The organism is Variovorax boronicumulans, assembly GCF_040544675.1.
Taxonomy (GTDB): Bacteria; Pseudomonadota; Gammaproteobacteria; order Burkholderiales; family Burkholderiaceae_C; genus Variovorax; species Variovorax boronicumulans_D.
This window is the reverse complement of sequence record NZ_JBEPKK010000001.1, coordinates 693984-715560: the sequence shown is the minus strand read 5'-3', so window position 1 is coordinate 715560 and position 21577 is coordinate 693984. Positions and strand designations below refer to the sequence as shown.

The window sequence follows — 21577 nt, the reverse complement described above, 5'->3', positions numbered from 1 at the left end:
TGTGATCTCAGTGCGTACGTGGGCGTTGGGCATGGCAGCATCTCCAAGGATGCCTCACCACAAGCAGTTCTCGTGCCTACGAATTAACGGGACAGGACACTAGCTCGGTGCGATGCGCTGTGGGAGTGCTGTGCAATCGACAACGATGGGCAAATTGGCTGGCTGTTTGAAACTGATCGTGGCCCGTTTATTGATCCCCAAGATGACGAGGTCTCGTTGCGCCACGCGAACAAGACGCTACGCTGGAAAGACATCGGGAACGACCGTGCAATGGTAGTCCGGAAGGGGCAGAGTGTGCCGAAACCAGGGGATCGACGAACATGAGCACGAAGGCAGAACGGCGATCCGCGATAGCTCAGGCTCTCGCGAACACTCGTATTGAGGGCCATAGACCGACGGCGGAATTTCTCTCGGATTGCGAGAGCGTGGTGGACGGGCGCATGACCTATAGCGAGGCCATTCAAGCGAGCTCGTCGCGCGCCATGGGCGCACCGGATGCAAACCAAGCCGGCCCCACCTCAGTGCCAAAGGGCAGTTGATTGCGTTGGGCGAGCTGCAAGAGCCTGTCCGGATCTCTGCGTGCAAGGTTGAGCATGAGTACATGGCTCGACCGGGGTGCCTCCGGCGGCCTGGCAGGGGCCAGAAGACATAAAAAACTGGTCACCGATTCAATCGGCCGACCCACACACAGCATTCGGTGTCTCTGGCCGTAATGTCCCAAACGTCGAGAAGGAAATCAAAGTGAGTCGGGTGGCCGCAGCTACCTGACTCACTTTGATTGAAAAATCACTTGACTACATCTAGTTTGCCAACTCCTGAGCCCGAATCGGATACTTTGGGCTGTCCTTCTGCCAGGAGTAAACACCTCGAAAACTGCTCAGGTCCACGCTCGACCGGATAAAGGCGGCGCCCACATTGATCGCGCACTGATCTTTGTACACGTTCTTGTCCAGTAGCGCGTCGTCACCCTTGATATTGGGATGGTTCGCCCAGAGGGTCGCGAAAGATGGTTGCATGATTTCCAGTCAGGGTGGAAGCTGAAAATATGGCGTCCAGAGCGCGAGCACAGGACCGCGATATTCGTTCGCTGCACCCATCCTCGCCTCTCGGCAATCTAGCAGCAGCCAGTTGGAGTGTCGATGAGAAGGAAGTTGTCAATCTCTACCTGACGTGGATATCTGCCGACTTTTCGCTGCATGCGTACTGAGTCTGTGTACCGAACGAGCCGACCGTCCGATTTCCCCTTCTCGCGCACCCCCTCGCGGACACAACCGGCCAAGCCCGAGCTTGCCCCCTCACCCCTCAACGCCAGTCCTCGCCCCCCGCACCCTCGTTGCGCACCGCCTCCGCGCGCGTACGCAGCAATCGCGCAATCTCCGCCGCGGCCACCGGCTTGACCAGGTGCTCGTCGAAGCCGGCTTCCAGGGCGGTGCGCTTGTCGTCGGGCTGGCCCCAACCGGTCGCGGCCACCAGGTACATGCCGCTGCCCCAGGCCTCTGCCCGGATGCGGCGCGCCACTTCGCGGCCGTCCAGGTCGGGCATGCCGATGTCCAGCACCGCGGCATCGGGCCTGAAACGCTCGGCGAGCGCGAGCGCCTCGGCGCCGCTGCGCGCGATCTCCACGGTGAAGCCGGCGCGCGACAACATGCGGGCCATCCCCCAGGTGGCGTCCACGTTGTCGTCCGCCAGGAGCACGCGCTGCACGCCGACGGTTTCGCCCGTTTCATCCGGCACTACCTCGGATGACGAAGGCCGCGGCGGCGGCGCCGGAACCACGCTCGCGTGTTCCTCGATCTGGGGAATGCGCACGGTGAAGCGGCTGCCCTGCCCTCGCCCGTTGCTGTGCCCCCGCACGGTGCCGCCGTGGACTTCGGCGATGCTGCGCACCAGCGCCAGGCCGATGCCCAGCCCGCCGGCCGCGCGGGCGTGCGCATGCGCGCTCTGCATGAACATCGTGAACATGGCCTCCACCGTGTGCGGCTCCATGCCGATGCCGTTGTCGGACACCTCGAACACCGCCTCGCGCCATTCGCTGCGCACCTCCAGCGTCACGGTGCCACCGTCCGGCGTGTACTTGGCGGCGTTCGACAGCAGGTTCGACACCACCTGCGTCAAGCGGATCGGGTCGGCGTGCAGCCATATCGTCTCGGGGGCGATGCGCAGCACCAGCGCGTGACCGGCATGGTCGATGAGCGGGCGCGTCGCCTCCACGGCCGCATCCGCGATGTCCTGTGCCGACACGCGCTCGCGCCTGAGCACCAGCCTCCCGCGCCGCAGGCTGGAGACGTCGAGCAGATCGCCCAGCAGCACCTGCATGGTGGCGGCCTGGCGCCGGATCACGCGCGAGGCGCGCGCCTGGTCCTCCGCGGGCAGCGACTCGGCGGCCAGCAACTGCGCCGCGCCGCTGATCGAAGCGAGCGGGTTGCGCAGCTCGTGCGCAAGCACCGCCAGGAAGCGGTCTTTGGCCGCGTCCGCCGCCTCCAGTGCCTGGCGCGCGGACTCGGTGGCGCGCAGCGCGTTGAGCAGTTCGGCGCGGCCGTACGCCACCGCCTGCTGCGAGGCGCGGTGCTCGCTCTGGTCGCGCAGCATCTTGAGCAGGCCGGTCACTTCGCCTTTGCTGTCCCGGATGGGCATGAGCACCGCGCCGGCCCAGAAGTGCGCGCCGTCCTTGCGCCGGTGCAGGCGGTCGTCGGCGGCGCGCCCGGTGGCCAGCGCGGTGCGCAACTCTTCCTCGGGCGCGCCCGTCGCGCGGTCCTCGTCGGTGAAGAAGATGTCGGCCGAGCGGCCCAGGATCTCGTCTTCGCCGTAGCCCAGCAGGCGCTGGGCGCCGGTGTTCCAGCTGCGCACCCGGCCTTCGGTGTCCATCGAAAAGACCGCGCAGTCGACGGCGTTCTCCAGCACAAGGCGCAGCCGCTCATCGCTCTCGCGCAGCGCCGCCTGCACGGCCTCCAGCGCGCTGGCGGCAGCCAACGGTGCGGGCTCCGGAAACGCGGGTGTCAGCTCATCCAAGATGCATCCCGCCGCCAGGCTCAATCGGCCAGCGCCTGCGCGAGGCCGTGCACGCGCTCCGTGAGCGTGGTCATGCGCAAGATCTGCCGCTGAAGCACGTCGGCGACCTCGCGGCAAGTGTCGGGGTCGTCCGCCGTGCGCAGCACTTCCAGGGCCGTCGCGACGGCGCCGATGGGGCTGCGCAGGTCATGGTCGATGCTGCGGGCCTCCAGCACAAGGCGGGACTGGAGCGCCTGAAGAGACTTGAGCGCCTGGAGGGATTCAAGTGCCCGAAGGTTATCGGGGGCATCCAGCGAGTGCAGCTCGCGCAGCGCGTCCTCGTTCGCCGGCGCATGCCCCGCCCCGCCCGCGGCGCGCCGAACGCAAAAGGCCAAGCCCACGATCGCGATCCCCGCACCCAGCATCCAGCCGATGCGCACGGCGGCCGCATCGCGGCGCCGCGTCACAGTCGGTACTCCTTCAACCGGTTGTAGAGCGTCTTCATGCTGATGCCGAGCACCGCGGCCGTGCGCTCCTTGTTGCCGCCGCAGCTCTCGTAGGTGGCCAGGATCACGCGCCGCTCCACGTCGGCCAGCTGGCTGCCGATCTCGACCAGCAGGTCGCCGCTGCCCGTCTCCAGCGCGCCCGGCACCGTCTCGTCGAAGCCCGCCATCGTCGCGCGCGAAGGCACGGCCTCGCGGCGCCGCGCGCGTTGCGCGCCATCGGGCGGCGGCAGCCATTCCTCGGTCACTTCGGGCTCGGTGGCCATGACCCAGGTGCGCTGCACCACGTTGCGCAGCTCGCGCACGTTGCCGGGCCAGTGGTAGGCGCCCAGCCGCGCGAGCACCGCGGGGCTGAAGCGTTGCGCGCCGCCGTCCGCGCGGTGCAGGTCCTGCAGGAAGCTCTCGGCGATCAGCTGGATGTCCTGGCCGCGCTCGCGCAGCGGCGGCAGCGCGATCGGAAACACGTTCAAGCGGTACAGGAGGTCTTCGCGCAGCTTGCCGAGCGTGACCGCCTCCGCTGGGTCGCGGTTGGTGGCCGCGATGATGCGCACGTCGGTCTGAAGCACCTGGGCCGAGCCGCCGCGCATGAAGGTGCCGCTTTCCAGCACGCGCAGGAGCTTGGCCTGCAGCTCCAGCGGCATCTCGGTCACTTCGTCCAGGAACAGCGTGCCCCCGTGCGCGCGCTCGAAGAAGCCGCGGTGCTCCCGCTCGGCGCCGGTGAAGCTGCCGCGCTCGTGGCCGAAGATCTCGCTCTCGATGAGATGCGGCGAAAGCGCCGCGCAGTTGACCGCCAGAAAGGGCTGGTCGCGCCGCCGGCTCAGGTCGTGCACCCCGTGCGCCACCAGTTCCTTGCCGGTGCCGCTTTCGCCCTGGATGAACACGGTGACCGCGGTGCCCGCCACGCGCGACATCTGGCGGTACACCCGCTGCATCGGGGCCGAGCGCCCGATCAGGCCGGCAAAGGAGCCAGTCTTGCGCCATTGCTCCTGCACCCCGTCCAGTTCGGCGCGCAACTGCGACGGCGCCACCAAGCGCGAGAGCAAGCCCTTGAGGTGCTGCGGATTGATCGGCTTGACCAGGTAGTCGGCGGCCCGCAGGCGCAACGCCCGAAGCGAGGTTTCCAGGCTCGCCTGCCCGGTCATGAGCACCAGCATGGTGTCGGCCACCACCTCGGGACCGGACAGCAGGTCGAACCCGCTGCCGTCGGGCAGGTGCAGGTCCAGCAGCAGCAGGTCGGGCCGCTGCATGGCGATGAGGCGCCGCGCCGCGGCCAGCGAATGGGCACACATGACAGTGTGCCCTTCGCGGACGACGAGCGCGGCGATCATTCGTGCCGAGTCTTCGTCGTCTTCAACAATCAGTGCATGGCCCAATCGTGACTCCCTTGGCCCCAGCACCCATCGCAGCGCTCGAACCTCAAACAACCGGCATGTTTTTTCCGGGACGTCGTACAGGTCGAGCAATCGCGCCAGCCTGTATGTAGTACGCACGCCTTCAGTAAGTCGGATTCACTCTATTTGACTTTGTTTCAAGAGGTTTGGGAATATAACGATAAGCCGTGGGTGTTTCATGCACTGACAGCAGTCCCTGAATGGGACCTGACCCGGTAATTACGGATCACGTCCGCACAAATAAGTAGTTCATTCGATCTACCCGGCTGCGAACCTTCGGGCGACACCGCTTGCATCTGGTCGCAATGGTGCAGTGCCGCAATTGCAGGTTGCGGCTTCGTTGGTTGGCGAAACCAGGGCATTTGCTTGTCGGATCGGCCCCGCGCAGCCATCCAGCCGATGCCTGCTGCCGAAGGAAAAACCACCCGTGACCACGACTGACGGCCACCGTGCCGTCAGCTCGTCGACCCTGTCCGCCAGCGGCTTTTGTGAACCGCGATTTGCGGCTGCGAGAGATAAATTCTTCTGCGTCCATCTATAAATTCGCCGGAATATTCAATTCCATTTTGAACTGGCGCGCGGCAATCATCAATTTAAATAACTCAAATCAATACAGGAAATCATCGACCAGTAACATCGTGTCGTCAAAAATATCTGTATTTTTTGGACTTGTTAACGCCTGAGTCAACATTCTTTTGGCTGGATTGAATACCAGCTCGCACGTTTTCACGCCCCGCCCTCCGGCAAATCCGAATCCCTCATCCATCGGCCCACGCAAGGTGGTGGCAGGTCGTTTTGTCACTCGTGGAGCCTGTGGGAAACATGCCTTGCCGCCCGGCCACTGGGCTGCACTGAACGTTGCGCACCCTTTATCGAAACGCTCTTTCAATAACGCGCATCCGTAAATTCGTCGGTCAATCAGACGGCAAATTATGCAGATTCATAGGTTGGGTACCTCAAACTCACCCGTTTTAGGTAGTTGAATCCGGAAATATGTATATCCGAATGTAACCGGCCTAAAAAACCCGAAGACAAACTCGACCCCATGCTTCTAGGATCGCGAAAAGCAGATCCCGGCTTGAATTCAAATTGACCCATCAATTCAAATTCAAGAATTATCGATTGCATTAAAGCTTGGTAATTACATGGAAACCCAATTCGCTCCGCCGGTGCAGGCAGCCCCTCCAGGGCTCTCGCTGGCCGACCTGTTCGTGGCGCGGGCTCCCGCGGCCGCAGCAGCGGCGAGCGAGCGGCTCGGCGCCTCGCTCACGCTCGATGCGGGTGCCACGCAGCGATGGCTGGCTTTCGTGGGTACCACTGGGTATGTGCCGGACACGCTGTTCCAGGCCGCATGGCTGCTGTTGCAGTCGCGCTGGCTGGGCACCACCCCGGCAATGCCGACCGACGGCACGGTGGGCGCATGGCTGGCGCAAATCGGTCAGGCCCGAAGGGCGGCCACCTCGTCTGACGACTTGCCGACCGAAACAGACACGCCGGTGTGCCTCCGCCTCGACGCCGAGCCCGGCCGACCGGCTCGCCTGCACCTGGACGTCGCCGCGGGCCTGATGGACGGCGCCTCGGCAGAGCGCCTGCTCGCGGCCATCGCCGGCACCGCCGCCGATCTGCTCGCCCGCCCCGACGCACCGCTGGCCGACATCCGCACCCTGCCCGACGCCGACCGCCGCGACCAGCTCGCCGCATGGAACACCCCGCCCGCCGCGCTGGACCGCGCCCTCACCGTGCCCTCGGTCTTCCGCCGCCGCGCCGCGGCCATGCCCGATGCGGTGGCGCTGGCGGAAGGCGAGCAGACGATGCGCTACGCCGAACTCGATGCGCGCAGCGACCGGCTCGCGCAGCAGCTGCGGCAGTTGGGCGTGTGCGCGGGCGACAACGTCGGCATGCTGCTCGAGCGTTCGATGGCCGCCGTCGTCGCCACGCTCGGCATCCTGAAGGCGGGCGCCGCCTACGTGCCCGTGGCGACGGACTTTCCTCCCGAGCGCATCGCCAACATGCTCGATCAGGCAGGCGCCACCCGCGTGCTGACCGCCCACGCGCTGGCCCACCTGGTGCCGGCCGGCCGCAGCGCCGTGCTGATGGACCCGATCGACGGCCTGACAGCGTCCGAGAACGATGCCAACCGTGGCTTTCAGAATGCACCGGCCATCGACGGCGAATCGGCGGCCTATGTCATGTACACCTCGGGCTCGACCGGCGTACCCAAGGGCATCGCGATCAGCCATCGCGCGATCCTGCGGCTGGTGGTCGATGTCGACTACGTCGATTTCGCCCCCGGCCGCGCCGTGCTTCACGCGGCACCGCTCGCCTTCGACGCCTCGACGCTGGAGATCTGGGGCCCGCTGCTCAACGGCGGCGTCTGCGTCATTCACGACGAGCGCGTGCCCACCGGCGCCGGCCTCGCGCGCACCATCGCCCGGCACGAGGTGCGCACGGCCTGGCTCACGGCCGCCCTCTTCAACGCGGTGATCGACGGCGATCCGCGGCACCTCGCCGGCCTGGACCACCTCATCACCGGCGGCGAGGCGCTGTCGGTGCCCCATGTGCGCCGCGCGCTCCAGGCCCTGCCCGGCCTCGTGCTGAGCAACGGCTACGGCCCGACCGAGTGCACCACCTTCGCGGCCACGCACCGCATCGAGCGCTCCCAGCTCGCGGTCGACCTGCGCTCCATCCCGCTGGGCCGCCCGATCAAGGACACCGTGCTGCGGGTGCTGAGCCCGTCGCTGGCGCTGCTGCCCACCAGCCTGGTGGGCGAGCTGTGCATCGGCGGCCATGGCCTGGCGAACGGCTACCTGGGGCAACCCGAACTCAGCGCCGCGCGCTTCGTGCCCGACCCCTTCGGCGGGCCGGAAGACCGGCTCTACCGCACGGGCGATCTCGCGCGCTGGCTGCCGGACGGCACCGTCGAATTCATCGGCCGCATCGACGGCCAGGTCAAGATCCACGGCCACCGCATCGAGACCGGCGAGGTGGAGGCGGCCATCCTGTCGCATCCGGCCATCCAGTCGTGCGCGGTGGTCGCTCGGCCCGGGGCCGATGGGCAGTTGCGCCTGGTGGCGTATCTGGTCGCACGCGGGCAGCCGATCTCGTGGGACGCGCTGCGCACGCACCTTGCGGCCCGCCTGCCTGCGGCCCTCCTGCCTTCGGCACAGGTGTGGCTCGCCGAACTTCCCGTCACGTCCAACGGCAAGCTGGACCGCAAGGCCCTGCCCGAGCCCGCCGCCGAGCGCCCCGAGCTCGCGCAGCCTTTCGAGGAAGCGCGCGACGACATCGAGCAGCAGGTGTGCGAGGCCTTCGCGCGCGCCCTCTGCATCGACCGGGCGGGGCGTAACGACAACTTCTTCGACCTGGGCGGCAATTCGCTGCTGGTGCTGCAGGTGCTGGCAGACCTGCAGCGCGACGATGTGCAGCCGCTGTCGACCAACCTGTTCTTCCGGCACCCCACGCCGGCCGCCATCGCGGCGCAGCTGGTACCGGCCGACGAGGCCGGGCAATCCGCGCCGGACCATCGTTTCGAAACCCGCCAGCGCGGAAAGACCGACAGCGCAAACGCTCCCGAGCCCATCGCCCTCATCGCCACCGCCGGCCGCTTCCCCGGCGCCGCCGACGTCGAGCAGTTCTGGGACAACCTGGTTGCCGGCCGCGACACCGTGAGCTTCTTCGACAACACCACGCTGGACGCCGGCGTGAGCGAGGCCTTGCGCCGCGACCCGGCCTACGTGCGCGCACGCGGCGTCATCGAGGGCATCGAGAACTTCGACGCCGCCTTCTTCGGCATCTCCCCGAAGGAAGCCACGCTCATGGACCCGCAGCACCGCGTGTTCCTGGAGATCTGCTGGGAGTGCCTGGAGCGCGCGGGCTACGTGCCCGACGAAGCGCCCGGCCCGGTGGGCGTGTATGCGGGCTCCTACAACGCCACCTACTTCCAGCGCCATGTGGCGCCCCGCCCCGACCTGATCGAAGCCGTCGGCGAGTTCCAGGTGATGCTGGCCAACGAAAAGGACTACATCACCACCCGCGTGGCCAACAAGCTCAACCTGCGCGGGCCGGCGGTGAGCGTGAACACCGCGTGCTCCACCTCGCTGGTGGCGGTGGCGCAGGCCTTTCATGCGCTGCGCACCGGCCAGTGCTACATGGCGCTCGCGGGCGGCGCCTCGGTCACCTGCCCGCCGCGCAGCGGCTACCTCTACCAGGAGGGCTCGATGCTCTCGCCCGACGGCCGCACGCGCAGCTTCGACAGCGAGGCCCGGGGCACCGTGTTCAGCGACGGCGCGGCGGTGGTGCTGCTCAAGCGCCTGTCCGACGCGCTGGCTGATGGCGACACCGTTTACGCGGTGCTTCGCAGCGCCGCGGTCAACAACGACGGCGGCGCCAAGGCCAGCTTCACCGCGCCCAGCGTGGACGGCCAGGCCGCGGTGATCCGCGCCGCGCTGGCGGCGGCCGACGTCGATGCGCAGAGCATTTCGTACGTGGAAGCCCACGGCACGGCCACGCCGATGGGCGACCCCATCGAAGTGGAGGCGCTGGCCGTCGCCTATGCCGAGCACACCGATGCGCGCGGCTACTGCACGCTGGGTTCGCTCAAGAGCAACGTGGGCCACATGGTCACGGCCGCGGGGGCAGCGGGGCTCATCAAGACGGCCCTGTCGCTGCACCACGAACTGATGCCGCCCACGGCGCACTACCAAGCGCCGAACCCGGGCATCGACTTCGAGCGCACGCCGTTCTACGTGAGCAACCAGCTGCAGCCCTGGCCGCGCACCGACCTGCCGCGCCGCGCGGGTGTGAGCTCGTTCGGCGTGGGCGGAACCAACGCGCATGTGGTGCTGGAAGAAGCGCCCTTGCAAGCCGCATCGCGCACCGCATCGGCGGAAGGCGCCATCCAGCTGCTGCCGCTGTCCGCCCGCTCCGAGGCCGCGCTCGCGGTGGCAGCGCAGCAACTGGCGGCGCACCTCGAAGCGCACCCTGCCCTGTCGTTGGGCGACGCGGCCTTCACCCTCTGCGTCGGCCGCAAGGCGCACGCCTTCCGCCGCGCCATCGTGGCCGCCGACACCACAGAAGCCATCGCAGCCTTGCGAATGAACGGCACGGACGCAACGGACGACGCGCCGTGGCGCGCCGGCGGCAGCATCGGCACCCGCACGCCGCAGCCCGTGCTGATGTTCCCGGGCCAGGGCGCGCAGTACGCGGGCATGGGCCGGGCGCTGCATGCGGGAGACCCGGTGTTCGCGGCCGCCTTCGACGAGTGCCTGCGTGCGCTGGACGGCATGGCCGATGTGCTCGGCTTCGATCTGCGCGAGCGCATGTTCAGCGACGACCCGCTCGCGCTGGCCCCCACCGCCGTCACGCAGCCCGCGCTCTTCACGCTCGAATACGCACTCGCGCGGCGGCTGCTGTCGCTGGGCCTGCGGCCGCATGCGCTGGTCGGCCACAGCGTCGGCGAATTCGTCGCGGCGGTCGTCGCCGGCGTGATGCGCCTGGAAGACGCCGTGCGGCTCGTCGCCCGCCGGGGCGCGCTGATGCAGGCACTGCCCGCGGGCACGATGCTGTCGGTGCGCCTGGGCGCGGCTGCACTGGAAGCGCGGCTCGCGTCCTCGCCTTCGGTGTCGCTCGCGGCGGAGAACGGTCCCAGCGCCTGCGTGGCGGCAGGCCCCACCGATGCAATCGCCCAACAGCAGGCCGCGTTCGAAGCCGAAGGCATCGCCTGCCGCGCGCTGCAGACCTCGCACGCCTTCCACTCTTCGATGATGGACGGCGCCGTGGCGCCCTTCGAGGCGCTGGTCGGCCAGGTCGTGCTGCACGCGCCGCAGATCCCCATCTACTCCACGCTCACGGGCCGCCTGCTCGAAGAAGCCGAAGCCACCAGCCCCGCCTACTGGGCCCGGCATCTGCGCGGCACCGTGCGCTTCTCGCCCGCGTTGCAAAGCGCGGCGTCTGCGGCGGCGCATCCGGTGTTCGTGGAAGTCGGCCCGCGCAACACGCTCGCCACGCTGGTTCGGCAGCACGGCGCGAAGGCGCTGGCCCCGGCATCGAAGACGGGCCTCACCGCCGTCTCGCTATTGCAGGGCGAGCCGGCCGACGAGGCCCGCTCCCTGCAACTGGCGGCCGCGCGCCTATGGACCTGCGGCACCGGCATCGAACTGGGCCACCTGGCCGCCCGTGACGGTGCGCGCCGCGTGTGCCTTCCCACCTATCCCTTCGAGCGCAAGCGCTTCTGGGTCGACATCGCGCCCGGTGCGCCGGTGGCGGCCGCGCCTGTCGCTCCGGCTGCCCTTGCCGAGCTTCCCGCCCTTTCGACAGCCCTTCCTGTTCCACCCGTTTCATTGGAGCCGACCGTGACCGCTGCAGCGCCCCCGCCCCTTTCGCCCCTCGTGCCCCCGGCGTCGCGCGCGCCGTCGGTGGACCTGCGATTGCGCACCCTGTTCGAAGACATCTCGGGCATCGACATGGCCAAGGCGCCGGGCCACGCGGCCTTCGCCGAACTCGGCCTGGACTCGCTCACGCTGACCCAGGCCGCCACGCAGATCAAGAAGAGCTTCAAGGTCAACCTCAGCTTCCGGCAGCTGATGGAGAACTACCGCAGCTTCGACGCGCTCTCGGCGTTCCTGCAGCAGAGCCTGCCGCCTGAAGCCGCACCGCAGCCCGAGCCCGCGATGGCAACGCCCGCCGCCGCCGCCGCGCCGGTCCTGATGCGAGTTGTCAATGAAGCGGCGCCCATGGCTACGGCCGTGCCCCCGCAACCGGCCGGCGCACTGAACCAGTTGATTGCGCAGCAAATGGAATTGATGCGCCAACAGCTCGCATTGCTGTCCGGCGCGCCTGTTTCCGCTGTGTCGGCGGCAATTGCCGTCCCGGCGGTGCAGCCGCAGCAGCCGGTGCCGCCCGCGCTCCAGGCGCCGGCACAGGAGCCCGAGGCCCCGCGCGAGCCGCTCCGCTACGACGTCGCCAAGGCCTTCGGCGCCATCGCCCGCATCCACACCCAGCACACCGCCGAGCCCAGCGCGCGGCAGAAGGCGCGGCTGGCCGCGTTCGTGCGCCGCTATGTCGCGCGCACGCAGAACAGCAAGCGCTTCACCGAAGACAACCGCGCCCACATGGCCGACCCCCGCGTGGTCAACGGCTTTCGCCCGCTCACCAAGGAGATCACCTACCAGATCGTCATCGAGCGCTCCAAGGGTTCGAAGATGTGGGACATCGACGGCAACGAGTACGTCGACGCGCTCAACGGCTTCGGCCTCAACCTCTTCGGCTGGCAACCCGACTTCGTGCAGGAGGCCGTCAGGAAGCAGCTGGACGCCGGCTACGAGATCGGTCCGCAGCATCCGCTCGCGGCCGATGTGACGCGCCTCTTGTGCGAGCTCACCGGCTGCGAGCGCGCGGGCCTGTGCAACACCGGCTCCGAGGCGGTGATGGCGGCGCTGCGCATTGCGCGCACCGTCACCGGCCGCAGCACCGTGGCGGTGTTCACCGGCTCCTACCACGGCACCTTCGACGAAGTGCTGGTGCGCGCCGGCAAGGGCGGCAAGGGCCTGTCGGCCGCGCCGGGCGTGATGAGCGGCATGTTCGGCGACGTGCGCGTGCTCGACTACGGTACGCCCGAAGCGCTGGCATTCATCCGCGAGAACGCCGAGGACCTGGCCGCCGTGCTGGTCGAGCCGGTGCAGAGCCGCCGCCCCGACTTCCAGCCGCGCGAGTTCGTGCAGGAACTGCGCGAGATCACCACGCAGAGCGGCACCTGCCTCATCTTCGACGAGGTCATCACCGGCTTTCGCACGGGCCTGGGCGGTGCGCAGGAACTGTTCGGCGTGCGCGCCGACCTCGCCACCTACGGCAAAGTCATCGGCGGCGGTTTTCCGGTGGGCGTGGTCGCGGGCAAGCGGAGCTTCATGGATGCGCTGGACGGCGGCCCCTGGCAGTACGGCGACGACTCGATTCCGGGCGTGGGCGTGACCTACTTCGCCGGCACCTTCGTGCGGCATCCGCTCGCGCTGGCCGCGTGCAAGGCCTCGCTCGAACACCTCAAGGCGGCCGGCCCCGCGCTGCAGGAAGCGCTGGGCGCCACCACCACCGCCATGGCCGAGGAGCTCACCGCCTGGTGCGCCGAAGTGGGCGCGCCCATTGCCATTCGCCACTTCGCCTCGCTCTGGCGCGTGAACTGGCTGGAAGACCACCCCTTGCAAGACCTGCTCTTCGCCATGATGCGCAGCCGCGGCGTGCACATCCTGGACAACTTCCCGTGCTTCCTGACGACCGCGCACAGCCAGGAAGACGTCGCGACGATCCAGCGCGCCTTCAAGGAATCGGTGGCCGAGCTGCAGGAGTCCGGCTTCCTGCCCCGCCGCGCGCCGCCGGCGACGCACTTCGACGTGCGCAAGCCCGCGCAGGACGGCTCGATCCTCACCCGCGATGTCGACGGCCAGCCCTTCTGGTACGTGCCGAACGCCCCCGCCCCGACCCCTGTCATCAACGGAAAGACCACAGCATGAACGCCGTTCTACGCCCCTCGGCCGCCAGCGGCCTCATCGAATGCGTGATCCCGACGACGGAGTCGCAACGCGAGATCTGGCTGGGCGCCACCTTCAGCACCCAGGCCTCGCTGGCCTACAACGAATCGGTGCTGCTGCGCATGCAGGGGCCGCTGGACCGCAACGCCCTGGCCCGGGCGGTGGAAAAGCTGGTGGAGCGCCACCAGTCGCTGCGCGCCAGCATCACGCCGGACGGCAGGAGCATGCTCGTGGGCGAGCCCATCGGCGACGTGCTGGTGCACAAGGACCTGGGCAGCCTCTCGCCCGAGGCCCGCGCGGACGCGCTGCAGGCCGCGCACGACGAGGCCGTGTGCACGCCGTTCTCGCTGGAGCACGGGCCGCTGTTTCGCGCCGCGCTGTATCGGCTGGGCGAAGCCGAGCATGAACTGGTCATGTCGGCCCACCATGTGGTGTGCGACGGCTGGTCGTGGGCGGTCATCACCGAGCAGCTGGGCCACCTTTACGCCGCGCAGATCGGCCAGGGCCTGCCGCTGAAGGCGGCGCCCGCCTATGCGGACTTTGCCGCGGAAGAGGCCGCCGAAGCCGCCGACCCCGCCATGCAGGCCCATGTGGACTACTGGCTCAAGAGCTTCTCGGGCACGCTGCCCATGCTGGAGCTTCCGCCGGACCACCCGCGTCCGGCGGTGCGCACCTTCGGCTCGCGCCGCGCCGTGCGCATGCTCGACCGCCGGCTCGTGGGCGCCCTGCGCTCGGTGAGCGCCAAGACCGGCGCCAGCCTGTTCGCGGGCCTCCTGGCCGGCCTGGTCGCGACGCTGCACCGCCTGACGGGGCAGGACGACATCGTGGTCGGCATCCCGACCTCGGGCCAGCTCGCACGCGACATGCCCGGCCTGGTGGGCCACTGCGTGAACCTGCTGCCGCTGCGGCTGGCGGCGCCGGCGCATGTGCGCTTCGACACGCTCATGGGCGAATGCGCCACCACCGTGCTCGACGCCTTCGAGCACCAGGCGCTCACCTACGGCGCGCTGCTGGGCAAGCTCTCGCTGCAGCGCGACCCGAGCCGGGTGCCGCTGGTGAACGTGCTGTTCAACGTCGACCCCGACGTGTCCACCGGTGCGCGCAACTTTCCGGGCCTGGAGGTCGCGCAGGACACCATCGCGCGGCAGTACGAGAACTTCGAGCTCTTCCTGAACCTGCGCCCGCTGGACGGCGGCCTGCAGATCGAGGCCCAGTACAACACCGACCTGTTCGACGACGCGAGCGTCTCGCGCTGGCTGGACATGTTCGAGTGCGTTCTGCAGTCGGCGGTGCGCAACCCCGCCAAGTCGATCAGCCGGCTGGATGTGCTGTCGGCCGAGGAGGCGCGGGAGCTGGTGGCACTGCAGCCGCGCGCGGTGGCGCTGGAGGGCGCGCCGCTCGCGCATGCCGCCTTCATGGCGCGCGCGCCGCTGCAGCCCGACAGCCCTGCGGTGCGCGACGGCGCCCGGCGCTGCAGCTACGGCGAGCTCGATGCGATGTCCAACCGCCTGGCCCGCGCACTGCGCGCGCGGGGCGTGCGGCGCGGCGACCGCGTGGGGCTGTGCCTGGAGCGCAGCCTGGAAACCATCATCGCGGTGGTGGCCGTGCTCAAGAGCGGCGCGGCCTATGTGCCGCTGGACGCCGCGTTTCCGCAGGCCCGGCTGGACCACTACGCCAGCGACGCGCAGCTGCGGCTGATGCTCACCACCTCGGACATCGCGACCGCGCCGCGCGCCTGGCGCGCGGACGCAGCCGGCGACGTCTTCGAGATCGACCGCGACACCGCATGGCACGAGGAATCCGGCGAGCCGCTCGCGCCCAGCCAGGACGACCCGGGCGCCGAGGACATGGCCTATGTGATCTACACCTCGGGCTCCACCGGCGTGCCCAAGGGCGTATGCACCGCGCACCGCGGCGTGGCCAACCTGCTGCAGTGGATGCAGCGCACCTCGGGCATCCACGCCGACGACCGGGTCGCCGCGGTGACCACGCTGTCCTTCGACATGGCGGTGCCCGACGTGCTGCTGCCGCTGGCGGCCGGCGCCGAGATCGTGATGGTGCAGCGCGATACCGCGATGGACAGCCTGCGCCTGCACAAGCTGCTGGACGAAGAAGACATCACCTTCCTGCAGGCCACGCCGGGCATGTGGCAATTGCTGATCGACGCCCAGTGGGCGGGCAAGCCGGGCCTGCGCGGCTGGACCGGCGGCGAGCCGCTGCGGCCCGCGCTGGCCTACGCGCTGTGCGAGCGCTGCGCCGAAATCTGGAACGGCTACGGCCCCACCGAGACCACCGTGTACTCCACGGCCTGGCGGGTGGACCCTGCGCTGGTGGCCGAGCGCGGCGTGTCCATCGGCCTGCCGGTCGACAACACCGGCATCTGGATGCTGGATGCCAACCTGCAGCCCTGCCCCATCGGCGTGCCGGGCGAGATCTGCATCTCCGGCGAGGGCCTGGCACTGGGCTATCTCGACCGGCCCGAACTGACGGCCGAGCGCTTCGTCACCACGCGCCTCTTCGGCGTGAACACACCGGTCTACCGCACCGGCGACCGCGGCCGCTGGCGCAACGACGGGCTCATCGAGCACCTGGGCCGGCTCGACTTCCAGGTGAAGGTGCGCGGCTACCGCATCGAGCCCGGCGAGATCGAGGCGCGCTGCTGCGAGGTGGCGGGCGTCTCGCGCAGCGTGGTCGTGGCGCGCGAGGACATCCCCGGCGACGTGCGCCTGGTGGCCTACCTGGGCCAGACCCCCGGCGTGCCCTTCGACCAGGAAGCGCTGATGCGCCACCTGCGCGAACACCTGCCGGCCTTCATGCTGCCGCAGCACGTGGTGATGCTGCAGGCGCTGCCCACGCTGCCCAACGGCAAGGTCGACCGCGTCGCGCTGCCGGCCCCGCAGGCGCTGCAGCGCGGCGACCTGCAGCGCGGCGCCGGCCCCCGCAACGACTGCGAACGCAAGGTGCTCGCGGCGATGGAGCAGGTGCTGAGCCTGCCGGGCCTGGACATGCACGACGACTTCTTCACCATGGGCGGCCACTCCCTGCTGGCCGCGCGCCTGACCACGCTGCTCAGCCGCGAGTTCCAGATGACGCTGCCGCTGCGCGCGCTGTTCGAGGCGCCCACGGCCGAGAAGCTGGCCGCGGTGCTCGAAGGGCTGCAGCGCGCGGGCACCCGCTCGGAAGCGGCGCTGCCGTACCGGCCCGACCGCCACGCCGCCCCGCTCACGCCTTCGCAGGAGCGCATCCGCTTCATGGAAGAGCTGCACCCCGGCCGCTCGGTCTACAACGCGCCCTCGGCGCAGCGCCTGTCGGGCGATTTCGATGCGGCGCGCTTCGAAGCGGCGCTGCAGGAGATCGTGCGCCGCCAGCCCGCGCTGCGCACCCGCATGGGCACGGACCCCGACAGCGGGCAGCCGGTGCAGCTGATCCAGAAGACGGCCGACTTCCCGCTGCCCTTCATCGACCTGCGCGGCCTGCCGGCCGACCAGCGCGAGGCCGAGCTGACCGAACGCATGCAGGAGCTGGCCGACCGGCCGATCGACATTCACCAGGCGCCCATGGCCCATGCGGCGGTGTTCCAGCTCGATGCGCAGGAGCATGTGTTCGTGTTCGTGCCGCATCACCTGGTGTGGGACGGCTGGTCTTTCGACCTGCTGCAGCGCGAGCTCTCCACCCTGTACGACGCGGCCGAGCGCGGCCGCCCGCACGGGCTGGCGGAGATCGCCACCACGCACGGCGACTACGCCGAATGGCTGGCGCAATGGATGCGACAGCCCGCGTTCCAGGAACAGCTGGGCTTCTGGCGGCAGCGCTTTGCGGGTGCTTCGCGGGCGCGCCTTCCCAACACCGACATGCCGCGCCGCGCGGGCAAGAGCGGCCAGGGCGGCGCCCACTGGATCAGCATCGACCTGGCCACCACGCAGGCGCTGCGCAAGGCCGCGCGCGACATGGACGTGACGCTCAGCATGCTCACCTTCGGCCTCTATGCGGTCACGCTGCGCAGCGTGATCGGCTCGGAGAACGTCGTCATCGCCAACCCGGTGCGCGGCCGCCAGCAGCCCGAGACCGAAGACGTGATGGGCTTCTTCAACAACGTGCTGCCGATTTCGCTGGAGGTGCGCCTTGGGCAGTCGCTGCCCGACTTCATGCGCTACGTGAAGGGCGAGCTGCTGGCGGTCATGAACTACCAGCAGGTGCCCTTCGAGAGCCTGATGACCGAGCCCACGACCGGCGGCGAGGCGCGCATCACCGCCGCCTACCAGTCGATGTTTTCGTTCCAGGATGCGCGCGACCGCTCGCGCCGGCTCGGCAGCCTGAAGACCCGGCAGCTGCATGTGATGCAGCGCGGCGCCACCGACGACATCGGCGTGTGGCTGATGGACAAGACCCACGGCCTGGAAGGCGCGCTGATCTACAACGCCGACCTGTACGTGCGCGAAACCGGCGCGCAGCTGCGCGACCGCTACCTGGAGCTGCTGCAACGGGCCATCGAGCGCCCCGAAGCCAAGTTGGAGTGGCTCGCCAGCGACGAGAACTCGCACAGCGCGGCGTACCTTCGCAAGCTGGCGGCCGATCCGGACCAGGCCGCGGCGCCGGTGCGTGCGAACGGGAACGGGCTCGCGAATGGACACGCCAATGGAAACGCCAACGGCCATGCGCAGGCAGACCCGATCCTGATCCCGGAGCACGCGAAGCTCGCGCAGATCTGGGCCTCGGTGATCGGCATCGACGTCAACGAGATCCGCGCAAGCGACAACTTCTTCGACCTGGGCGGCGATTCGCTGCTGGTGCTGCGCGCGATCCAGCAGACCGAGCAGGCGACGGGCGTGCGCGTGAACTCGCGCCGCTACCTGTTCGAGAACCTCGGGCAGATCGCCTCGGCGCCCAAGACCGCGTCCGACATGGACACCTCCGAATTCGCCAGCCTCCCGATGGGCGATGCCGGGGTGCCTGCGCGCGGCGAAGGCCTGCTGAGCCGCGCCTTCGGCGGCTGGCTGCGCAGGGGATGAACGCCATGGCCATCGTTGCCTTCACGCCCTCTTCGCTACCTTCGGCGGCGCCTTCGGGAACACTCCCGACGACCGCTCGCGGGACATCGCCCGAAGCGCCGAACGAGCCGCAAGCCCCGCACTCGCCCCAGGCGCCGAACGGCCGCACCGCGCCCGAGCCTTTCATGTTCGGCCCCCGCTCGCGCCAGCTCTTCGGCATCTTCCACGCCGCGGAAAGCGCCAGGACGGTGGACAGCGCCGTGCTGCTGTGCGCGCCCTTCGGCCAGGAAGGCCTGCGGACCCATCGCTTCTACAAGGTGCTGGCCGAACGGCTGGCGCGCACCGGCGTCGCCACGCTGCGCTTCGACTTTCATGGCGCGGGCGACTCGCCCGGCGACGAGCGCGGGGGCGAGATGGACGGCTGGCGCCGCGACCTGTGGTCGGCGCACGAAGAACTGCGACTTCGCGCGCCCCAGGCCCGCATCGTGTGGATCGGCGCGCGGCTGGGCGCCACGCTCGCCGTGCTGGCCGCGCGCAACGGGCGCTGCGACCCGGTGCGGCTGGTGCTGTGGGAGCCGGTGATCGACGGCCGCCGCTACGCGCGCCTGCTGCGCGAGCAGCACGTGGCGGCGATCGACACCACCTTCTGCATCCCCGACCTCTCGTGGCGCCGCAACCTCGCGCGAAACCCGGACGCCCTGCCCGAGGAAGCGCTGGGCGCCAGCCTCTCACCGGCGCTGCGCGCGCAGCTGCACGCGCTCACGCCCGAATCGCTGCCGCTCACCGCGCTGCACGACACGCTGGTGCTGGCCTCGCCCGACGACACGCAGACCGCGCAATGGGCCGCCGACCAGCAGTCGCGTCACATGCCGGTGCGCCTGGCGTACTTCCGGCACCCGCTGGACTGGACGGCGGACCCCTACCCCAACAGCGCCATGGTTCCGGCCGAGGCGCTCACCCGCTTGCAGGGGGCCGTCCATGAATGACTCGACGCACATCACGCAGACACCGGTGCGCTTCGGCCCCGGCAATGCCCTGGTAGGCATGCTCACCGTGCCCGCGCGGCGCGCGCCGCCGGCACCCGCCGCCTGCCTGATGTTCAACATGGGCGCCAACCACCGCGTGGGCCCGCGCCGCATCAACGTGAAACTGGCGCATGCCCTCGCTGCGCGCGGTGTGAGCAGCCTGCGCTTCGACCTGGGCGGCGTGGGCGACAGCGAGGCGCTGGACACGGCCCCCGACCTGCAGACGCGCGCCGTGCACAGCCTGCAGGCCGCCATGGACCAGTGCGAACGCACGCTGGGCGTGCACCGCTTCGTGCTCGCGGGCATGTGCTCGGGCGTGGAGCACGCCATGTCCACCGCAGTGACGGACACGCGCGTGGTGGCGCTGTCGCTGTTCGACGGCTTTGCGTTTCCGCAGCGGCGCTCGCGCTGGGAGCGCACGCTGCGCCGCGCCCTCGCGGCCCCGACGCACCCCTCGTTTCCGGGCAAGGCATGGCGCTGGCTTCGGCGCCACCTGCTGCGCAGCCAGGCCGCCAAGCCGCTGCCCGGTTTCTTCCCGGACAGGCGCACCACCGAAGAAAACGCCGTCTGGTTCGACGCGACCATGCAGCGGCTGTTCGAGCGCGACGTGGCGATGCAGCTGCTGTATTCGGGCTCGCTGCACGTGAGCGACCGCGGCCGCGACCAGCTTGGCGCCTTTCGCCACGCCCCGTTCGCGCCGTCGCTGGACTACGAATTCATGCGCGAGGTGGACCACACGGTCTGCACGGCCGAGGGGCAGTTGCTGTTCCTGGAGGCCGTGGGCGACTGGGTCGCCGAACGCTGCCTCGCCACCGGCACCGGACGGCGCGGCACGCGCCGCCCTGCCACCGCCGCGGGAACCGCGCACGCCATGCCCACCACCTGGGCTGCGCCATGACCACCACAGCCGCAGCCCGGCCTCAGCCAAGGAGAACCCTCATGATCCGCACCCATTCCGCCAGCGCGCCGCAAGCCGCGCACGCTATGCCCCCCGCCGCCCTGCAAGCCGCCACCGGCTTCAACGCACCCCGGCTGCGATGGCTCGCGATGTCGCTGCTGCTGTCGCTGGGCCTGAGCGGCTGCGTGCCGGGCTTCGGCACGCCGGCGCTGCTGCAACCCGACGACGGCTCCGGCGGCGCGGTCGGCACCAACAGGGTCAAGACCATCACGCCGGAGCTCATCCGCGCGCAGAACGCCGCGAACACGGGCATCCCGGCCGAGGTGAAGGCGCTGTTCGGGCGCGCCTCGGCCTACACCATCGGCCCCGGCGACGTGGTGGGCGTCATCGTCTACGACCATCCGGAGCTCCTGCCCAACGCGGGCGCGGTGATCTCGCAGCAGAGCGACCCCACCGGCGTGACGGTCGCGCCCGGCTTCATCGTGGATGCGGCGGGTGAGATCAGCTTTCCCTACATCGGCCGCACCAAGCTGCAGGGGCTCACCGAGAGCAGCGCGTCCGAGCTGATCGCCAGGCGCATCCGCGCGTTCATCAAGGCGCCGCAGGTCAGCGTGCGCATCCAGTCGTTCCGCAGCCAGCGCGCGTATGTGGAAGGCGAGGTGCGCACCCCGGGCCTGCAGATCTTCACCGACGTGCCGATGACGCTGGCCGAGGCGCTGAACCGCGCCGGCAGCATCACCGCCTCGGGCGACCGCTCGCAGGTGGCGCTCTCGCGCGGCGACCGCACGGTGAACATCGACCTGCCGCTGCTCAAGCGCTTCGGCGCCGACGGCAACAACATCCCGCTGCGAAACGGCGACATCGTGTACGTGGGCGCCCGCGACGACAGCCGCGTCTACGTGATGGGCGAGGTGCTGCGGCCCTCCGCGCTCTTCATGCGCAACGGCCGCCTGAGCCTGAACGAAGCGCTGGGCGACGCGGGCGGGCCCGACCTGTTCACCGCCGACCCCGGCCAGATCTATGTGATCCGCAGCGTGTCGCAGGCCGACGGCTCGCCCGGCACGCCGGAGGTTTTCAACATCAACGCGAAGAACCCGGTCGCGCTCGCGCTGGCCGACCGCTTCGAGCTGAAGCCGCGCGACGTGGTCTACGTGGACCGCGTGCCGCTGGTCTCGTGGAACCGCGTTGCCAACCTCATCCTGCCCGCCGCCCAGGTCGCGAACCTGGCGCGCGATACCGCCCGCAGCAGGTAGTCCGGCAGAGCC

Annotated in this window: 11 protein-coding genes; 6 read left to right on the top strand and 5 right to left on the bottom strand. The window is 69.5% G+C overall.

Annotated elements, in window-relative coordinates:
- Positions 1–320 precede the first annotated feature (320 nt).
- Complete coding sequence (locus tag ABIC90_RS03265) at positions 321–539, top strand: antitoxin VbhA family protein (protein WP_354352595.1); 219 nt, start codon at positions 321–323, stop codon at positions 537–539.
- Between the two features lie 261 nt (positions 540–800).
- Here the strand turns inward: ABIC90_RS03265 and ABIC90_RS03260 are convergent, their stop codons facing one another.
- From ABIC90_RS03260 to ABIC90_RS03240, 5 genes are all read right to left on the bottom strand, one after another.
- Complete coding sequence (locus ABIC90_RS03260) at positions 801–1016, bottom strand: T6SS effector amidase Tae4 family protein (protein ID WP_354352594.1); 216 nt, start codon at positions 1014–1016, stop codon at positions 801–803.
- A 286-nt stretch (positions 1017–1302) separates the two neighbouring features.
- Entirely contained in the window at positions 1303–2970 is a 1668-nt protein-coding gene (locus ABIC90_RS03255; RefSeq protein ID WP_354352593.1) for a hybrid sensor histidine kinase/response regulator, read from the bottom strand.
- 59 nt (positions 2971–3029) lie between these two features.
- On the bottom strand, positions 3030–3455 hold the full coding sequence (locus ABIC90_RS03250; protein WP_354352592.1) for a histidine kinase dimerization/phospho-acceptor domain-containing protein: 426 nt from the start codon (positions 3453–3455) through the stop codon (positions 3030–3032).
- Complete coding sequence (locus ABIC90_RS03245) at positions 3452–4864, bottom strand: sigma-54-dependent transcriptional regulator (RefSeq protein ID WP_354352591.1); 1413 nt, start codon at positions 4862–4864, stop codon at positions 3452–3454. The genes ABIC90_RS03250 and ABIC90_RS03245 overlap by 4 nt, the downstream gene beginning before the upstream one ends.
- Positions 4865–5489: 625 nt before the next feature.
- Positions 5490–5771: a hypothetical protein gene (locus ABIC90_RS03240; protein ID WP_354352590.1), complete on the bottom strand. Its 282-nt coding sequence runs from the start codon at positions 5769–5771 to the stop codon at positions 5490–5492.
- Positions 5772–6027: 256 nt separating this feature from the next.
- On the opposite strand from ABIC90_RS03240, the gene ABIC90_RS03235 reads away from it, so the two are divergent.
- Genes ABIC90_RS03235 through ABIC90_RS03215 form a run of 5 tightly spaced genes read left to right on the top strand, consistent with a single transcriptional unit; the run spans position 6028 to position 21565 of the window.
- The gene (locus tag ABIC90_RS03235) at positions 6028–13383 is read left to right on the top strand and encodes an amino acid adenylation domain-containing protein (protein ID WP_354352589.1); all 7356 of its coding nucleotides are present in this window, start codon (positions 6028–6030) and stop codon (positions 13381–13383) included.
- Positions 13380–18410, top strand: a complete 5031-nt coding sequence (locus ABIC90_RS03230) for an amino acid adenylation domain-containing protein (protein WP_354352588.1) — start codon at positions 13380–13382, stop codon at positions 18408–18410. The genes ABIC90_RS03235 and ABIC90_RS03230 overlap by 4 nt, the downstream gene beginning before the upstream one ends.
- Before the next feature lie 5 nt (positions 18411–18415).
- Entirely contained in the window at positions 18416–19375 is a 960-nt protein-coding gene (locus ABIC90_RS03225; protein ID WP_354352587.1) for a serine aminopeptidase domain-containing protein, read from the top strand.
- Complete coding sequence (locus ABIC90_RS03220) at positions 19368–20312, top strand: hypothetical protein (RefSeq protein ID WP_354352586.1); 945 nt, start codon at positions 19368–19370, stop codon at positions 20310–20312. Before ABIC90_RS03225 ends, ABIC90_RS03220 begins: the two co-directional genes overlap by 8 nt.
- 41 nt (positions 20313–20353) lie before the next feature.
- Positions 20354–21565 (top strand): polysaccharide biosynthesis/export family protein, encoded by a 1212-nt coding sequence (locus tag ABIC90_RS03215; RefSeq protein WP_436318164.1) that lies wholly within the window; start codon positions 20354–20356, stop codon positions 21563–21565.
- Positions 21566–21577: the final 12 nt, after the last annotated feature.